The 6,291-nt window shown below is 44.2% G+C and carries 5 protein-coding genes; 1 reads left to right on the plus strand and 4 read right to left on the minus strand.

The features are described from left to right. From tssC to MHN01_RS13215, 4 genes are all read right to left on the minus strand, one after another. On the minus strand, window positions 1-1,261 hold a 1,261-nt coding region (gene tssC, locus MHN01_RS13200; RefSeq protein WP_239411769.1), incomplete at its 3' end, for a type VI secretion system contractile sheath large subunit. Continuing rightward, window positions 1,261-1,770: a type VI secretion system contractile sheath small subunit gene (gene tssB / locus MHN01_RS13205; protein ID WP_239411770.1), complete on the minus strand. Its 510-nt coding sequence runs from the start codon at window positions 1,768-1,770 to the stop codon at window positions 1,261-1,263. The genes tssC and tssB, both read right to left, overlap by 1 nt. Before the next feature lie 80 nt (window positions 1,771-1,850). Further along, window positions 1,851-2,369 (minus strand): type VI secretion system tube protein Hcp, encoded by a 519-nt coding sequence (locus tag MHN01_RS13210; RefSeq protein ID WP_239411771.1) that lies wholly within the window; start codon window positions 2,367-2,369, stop codon window positions 1,851-1,853. 44 nt (window positions 2,370-2,413) lie between these two features. Continuing rightward, entirely contained in the window at window positions 2,414-3,781 is a 1,368-nt protein-coding gene (locus MHN01_RS13215; protein WP_239411772.1) for an ImpA family type VI secretion system protein, read from the minus strand. Window positions 3,782-4,545: 764 nt separating this feature from the next. Between MHN01_RS13215 and MHN01_RS13220 the strand changes: the two genes are divergently transcribed. Beyond that, window positions 4,546-6,291, plus strand: a 1,746-nt coding sequence (locus MHN01_RS13220; protein WP_239411773.1) for a type VI secretion system Vgr family protein, incomplete at its 3' end; no start/stop codon positions are given.

Here is a 6,291-nt window from a genome sequence, read left to right on the forward strand (position 1 = left end):
CGTTGGCATCAACGTTCGAACCGATGCGCTCGCGACCCATCACTTTAAGGTATTGAGCGATACGGCTGCTCGCCATGGCATACGGAAGACGGGCAGAAATCGCCGCATTTGCCGTTGCATCAGGATCGACATAAGTTTTTGGCTTATGTACGGTCTGAGCTCCCATAAAGGCTGCATAGTTGGTGTTCTTGTAGTGCACCAAAGGCAAGAAGCCGAGGTCACTCAGCTCTTTTTCGCGCTCGTCGGTCAGGTTAACTTCTGACGGGCACTGCTGCTGCAGGTCACCGGCCGCTGAGTAATATGTGAAATTAGGCAGGTCTTCAACTTTACCGCCATTGTCCGCACCACGGATTGCGGTACACCAGCCATACTGGCTATAGGCTTGAGTCAGTAGCAGGCCAAATTCATATGCAGCATTGCTCCAGACAAAGTCATCTTGAGACTGAGGTACTGCCTTGCCGTTTGCATCAGTGGCAAACTCTTCGTACTGGAAAGAGCTAACAGGCACAGTACTTTGGCCGTAAGGCAGGCGTGCTATCGTTTTCGGCAACGTAAGGGCAACATAACGTGAATCATCACTTTCACGGAACGCATTCCAGCTAGCATAGGCTGGTGAGTCAAAGCCGGCAGCTACTGGCTTGCCTTCGTTGAAAGTCTCGAATGACTCAAAATCAAACATGCTGGCATTGGCTGCCGCAATAAACGGAGCATGCGAAGCTGCTGCGACTTCTCCCATGTAGCGGAGCAAGGCGACATCTTCATCCCCATAACCAAACTCGTAATCACCTAGCAATACACCGTATGGCTGACCACCGGCCGTGCCGTACTCTTCCTGGTAGATTGTGGTAAATAAACGGCTACGATCAATAGCTGGGGCATCTTCAAATTGCTCGAGTAGCTCTTCTTTGGTGTAGTCTGCCAGCTTGATCTTTAGGTCTGGGCCCAGATCACTGTTTTTAACCAGCTTTTGCAGGCCTAGCCAAGTACCTTCCAGCTTTTGGAAAGCCTCATCTTTCATCACAGTCGATAGCTGATCGGAGATTTTTACATCTAAGGCTGCGATAGCTTTCTCTATCGTCAAGGTAAGGTTTTTGTCCCACGTAACCGTCCCTTCAAGCGCCTGCGATGTCAATACAGAGAGCAACTCTTTGGTGGTATCGACTGGAGTTTGTGTCGTGGCGGAAATTGCACGATCAAGGAAACTGGCTTCTACACCAGTAGTTTCAGCTTGCTGAGCTACACTTTGTTGTTCTGTCGACATTATTCAGCCTCCCCTTTTTCAACACCTAGTTCACCGGCAAGATGCTGAATAGCATCCGTACTTTGCAGCAACTCTTTTAGCAGTCGCTCCAGATCACGAGAACGATCGGCTTTGCTCAGTAACACTTTCAACTGGTTTCGCGTCTCAACCAGCTGCTTTAACGGGTCGATGTTCTCAACCAAGTGCTCGGGATGAAAATCCTTCATGGATTTAAAATTCAGGTTTACTTCAAACTGGCTATTATCGTCTGCCAGTTTGTTGTCGACTTTATAGGACAGACTTGGGTTGATCTGTTCCATCACAGTGTCAAAATTATCTTTATCAACACCGGTAAATTCACGCTCTTCCAGATCGACTTTTTCACTTTCTGGCTTATGTCCAGAGAAGTCACCAATAACACCCACAACAAAAGGCAGTTCTTTTGTTTCTGTTTGACCATTGGTTTCGACGTCATAAGTGATGCTGACGCGGTTTTTGCTAACACGCTTATGTTGCGAATTGAGAGCCATGCTTCCCTACCTTTTGATTAATGATGAAGCCTAACAAAACAGAGCTGTGCGCCGCTCTGACGGCAGCGCACAACAGCAGGTTACTTAGAGCCTGAAAGCATCTTGCCACCAGGAACGTTATAAGAAACAAGACCACCTTTGTCCATTTTGCCGCCATTGTCTTCATGCCAGTGCAGCTGATCGAGCTGAACATAAGAAAGTGCAATACTTTCAAATGGCTGTGAACCGTCAGAACCACTCACATTATATGAAACAAGACGAGCTTCATTTAGCTTCACCTGGAAATAAATTTCAGCCCCTGAGCCATCACGTGCCGGCTTGGTGAAAACGATCTCAACATCTTTGCCTGCCGTACCAGGACTGAATAGGAAAGACAATAGGTCTTCAGAAGCACCGTCCACTTCTTTGGTGATATTTACTTCGCTCATGGCAACCATACCTGAGTCAGCATTCGTACCGTTACCAATGTCCATCGCGACGTTACGCATTGCACCCCAGCTATATGAGCTCAGTGCAAACCATCCTTCACCCGGCAGTCCTTCAATGGTTGCACCACCATCAACTTGAACACCGTCGATACGCATATAAATGCTCGCCATAATTTCTATCCTCTTTTTTTATGATTAAGCAGCAACAGCACGCTCTACCACTGCAAAGCACCGCTAGATTTCGACTGCTGTCCTGTCTTCTGTGGTTCGTGATTAGGCGTTTTCTCTGTTTCGATAACAGGGGAAACAGGCTTATTTTCTGCTTCTGGCTCCAGCTTTTTGTTGCTCACCGATGTAGGCAACTCGGAGGCCTGAGGCACTACGTGTTTTATTTCCGGCAGAGAGGTTTCCCCGTCTTCATCCAACCCCGTCAGGTTGAAAACACGGTCAATCGTCTCTTGCTGATTCGATAACAGCTCGGCCATTAATTCTGGCAGCGGCATATACCCCCAGCGTATAGCCTTCTCAAGCAAATAGGCCACCGGGCTGTGAGGTTCGGTCTTTTTGAAATAGTCAGCGATATCTCGTAATTGATGAAAAGCTTGGTCACGACTAATAGCTTGCTGACTGGCAAGCGAAGATATCGAAACAGTCGGCGTAGCCGCAGGTGATTCTTGCATATCAATATGTCCCGAAGTGATTTCAGGTACAAGCTGAACAACCTGCTCTGTTTTTTCAGCAGGCAAAGATTGACCGTCGATTTCCAGAGAAACTGTTGGAGTCAGCCCGGAGATAAATTCAATCGCACGCAGAATCTTATCAATTAAGCCAATAACAAAATGAAAACCGACAACTGACAGGCCATTCTGCTTACAAATGTCAGTAACTTTCAGCTCTATCGCTATGAAGCTCTGCTTTATTGCTACTAGGTTGTCAATCAGCGCTACAACACTGGCCTGTTCATTCAGAGCAAGGTTATGGTACTGGCTTTTAAGGTTGGATAAGTTACCTTTGTGCTCTTCACTTTGGTAACGGGAATAATCAAGGTCACCAATCAACGGCGTCATCACCAAAGGTAAATACAAGAGCCCTGTATTCTCGCTCTCTCCGACCAGTTGAATAAAAGCTTTTACTTTAAATGCGTGGACTTCACGGGAGCGTTCATCTTCTCCCTCTGATTTAATTTTGTTATCTGGTAAAATCGGTTGGAGTGATTCCCAGTGAGCCGTCACTAACTCCTGTAACCAAGCTACCGTTTCTTTAAGTCCGGACAAACTAGGGTCAATAATAGTTTGTGCAGTCATCATCCAACCTGCCAACTCGATATCTCGAGATGATGAAGAAAAAACACTTATTAGGCTGGACGACAGTACATCCCAATTATTGCTGTTTTCATCCAGCAAAGAGTCAAGTTCACTCGATTCCGGGTGCTGGGTTAGCTTTCTTAAAGATGTCTGCGCTAAGTTGAATTCGTTTCGGAGTGGGCGGAATGCTTGTCGGTCTGATTTTAAATACAAACCGCAAAAACTATCTTCCATCAATGGTGACAATAAACTCTGACGATGGCTCTCAGTAAATTTCATAGTATCCATCACTTATATTATTAGTAGTTTTTAATTCAATAAGCTATTTCGATTCCAGAAAAACACTTAATAACAAAAAAAATGTTGCACACTGTTCACCACCATGTTAGGAGCATGCATATGGTTGAAAGATATCTCTTGTTATTTATTATTTACCAACTGAATCATATAATTTTTGAATGCTATCAGCTAATTATAGCTTTTAATAGTATTTCCTTGCCTCATCAGACCACAAGAGAATTACGTACAAAATTATAGACATTACTCACAAAAACAAATAAATATACGCTGTTCATATTATATAGATAAAAGAAGAAAACTCTGGTCGCTATTACAAACTAGTAAATACTCCTTAGAAAGCAAAATGAAATCGATTTCAATCGCCAAAAATGGCTCAAATTTGATACATCCCTACAAGGAATACATATTTGGTAATGACGTAGAGCTTATCAGGCAAATAAAAGATGCAGATAAAGCACAACTTTAAATCAACTGACATCACACACATTCAGTATTAGCACTAGCGCTAATATCGAGAAGTACAATGGAACTGACTTAAATAAGTAGTATTTCAAATATGTATTATTGAGGACATTTATACGTCAATAAACACTTATTTCTTGTTTAACCACACAAGCTAACAACATTGATAAGCAACATCACATTAACAACATCGCCACATGGGTGACTTCCTACACAAGTGAATTTGCTTTAACATAAGTCAATTGTTGAGGGATCTTCTAGAACAATAAGAGAGCCATTACATGTCTGCCCCCAATTACAATGATCAACAACGACCTATTCTTGCTAAGTTGGATGGCAAAGGGCCTTATATCGTCACCCAACTAATAATAAATGAGCTTATCTCAGATAAATCAAATTTCATCGCTACTCTCGTGTCAAAAGAAGATTTATCAGAAAAGCTACTTGGTAAAGTTCTAGATATTCAATACTCGCCTGGTATTGAAGGTCAGAGACAAGAATCTCGGCGTTTTTTTGCCCTTATCTCATCAATAGAAAACCTTGAATTTAGCATCAGCAAACAACTTTATACTTACCGTATTGAAGCCATCGATCCGCTCTCCATCTTTGCTTATCGAACCACCAGTCGAAGTTTCCAGGACATGACGACAAAACAGATTATTGATGAGATCTTGTCCGACTCCGGCTTACAGAGCTATTTCAAGCTCTCACCTCGCGACGCAGGAGTGACCCATACCTACTGCATTCAATACAATGAGAGCGATCTTGCGTTTATTAGGCGCTTACTTGCATCCGAGGGCTGGCACTATCATTGTGATCATAGCGGGCAACGGCCTACCGTTGTCATCGCCGATAGCAACCAGGACTTCGCTAAAGCTGAAAATAGCACTGTGCCATTAATTGTTCAGGCAAAGGACAAAACCTTTTCGATCAGTAAGTGGCACTACAGAAACCTGCTTGGTACCAGTAAATTATCGTTAGCCGATCATAGTGAAGAACTGGCGGAGTGTTTAACCAGTGGCGAGAGAAATAGTACCCAAGCTAATAACAGCGCCCTCAGCGAGTACTTTTTTGGTCAGGGCTATACAACCAAAGGGAACATTAGAGACGCCGCCAAAAAGCAAATGGAAAGCCGAGATAGCCGTAAGGTAACCATTCAGGCCAGCTCAGCAATTCCGTCTCTTGGGGCCGGCTTGCGCTTTACCCTCACTGACCATACCGAATCCTCGTTCAATCAGGAATATCTAATCACCCAAGCTGAGCACATCTTTGAGGCAAATGAATCTGGTTCTCAATCCGAATATCAGAATAACTTCCAATGTGTTCCTACCAGCTTAACCTGGCGACCAACATTTATTGATAAGCCTCGTATACACAGTATCCAAAGCGGTGAAGTCAGTGGTCCGAGCGGAGAAGAAGTCAACCAGGACAAACTGGGCCGGATCAAGGTGCACTTCCATTGGGACAAAGACGGGGAAAAAGATGAAAATAGTTCATGCTGGATCCCTGTCGCCCAGCCTACAGCCAGCAATGGCTTTGGAGTACAGTTCATTCCTCGTATTGGCGACGAGGTGCTGGTCAGTTTTATTGACGGTGATCCTGACCGTCCGGTGATCTCTGGCTCAATTTACAACGGAAAAAACAAACCGCCATACAGCACAGCGACCCAAAGTGGAATCAAAACGAGAACGACACCTAACGGCAGCAGTGACACAGCCAATGAGCTCAGGTTTGAAGATAAAAAAGACAATGAAGAAATCTTTCTCCAAGCCGAAAAAGATTTCGTCGTCAATGTCAAAAACGATCTAAAACAAACTGTCACAGGGTTAGCCAGCCTAGAAGCTGAAAAAACAGTGGGCTGGAAAAGCAAAGAAGCGATGAGCCTTGAGTCAGAAGATCAAATAACTGCCAATGCAAAGAAAGATCTATCGTTAGAATCTGATGCCTCCATCACTAGTAAAGCAGGCAAGAATGCAGAGATAAGCGCTTCATCCAAAGTTACTGTTGACGGCCAAAGCATTGATATC

It is taken from the genome of Photobacterium sp. OFAV2-7 (genome assembly GCF_022347985.1).
Lineage (GTDB): Bacteria > Pseudomonadota > Gammaproteobacteria > Enterobacterales > Vibrionaceae > Photobacterium.

Coding starts and splice junctions, on each gene's coding strand:
- tssB (WP_239411770.1), bottom strand. CDS start 1,770: ATGGCTCTCAATTCGCAACATAAGCGTGTTAGCAAAAACCGCGTCAGC.
- MHN01_RS13210 (WP_239411771.1), bottom strand. CDS start 2,369: ATGGCGAGCATTTATATGCGTATCGACGGTGTTCAAGTTGATGGTGGT.
- MHN01_RS13215 (WP_239411772.1), bottom strand. CDS start 3,781: ATGAAATTTACTGAGAGCCATCGTCAGAGTTTATTGTCACCATTGATG.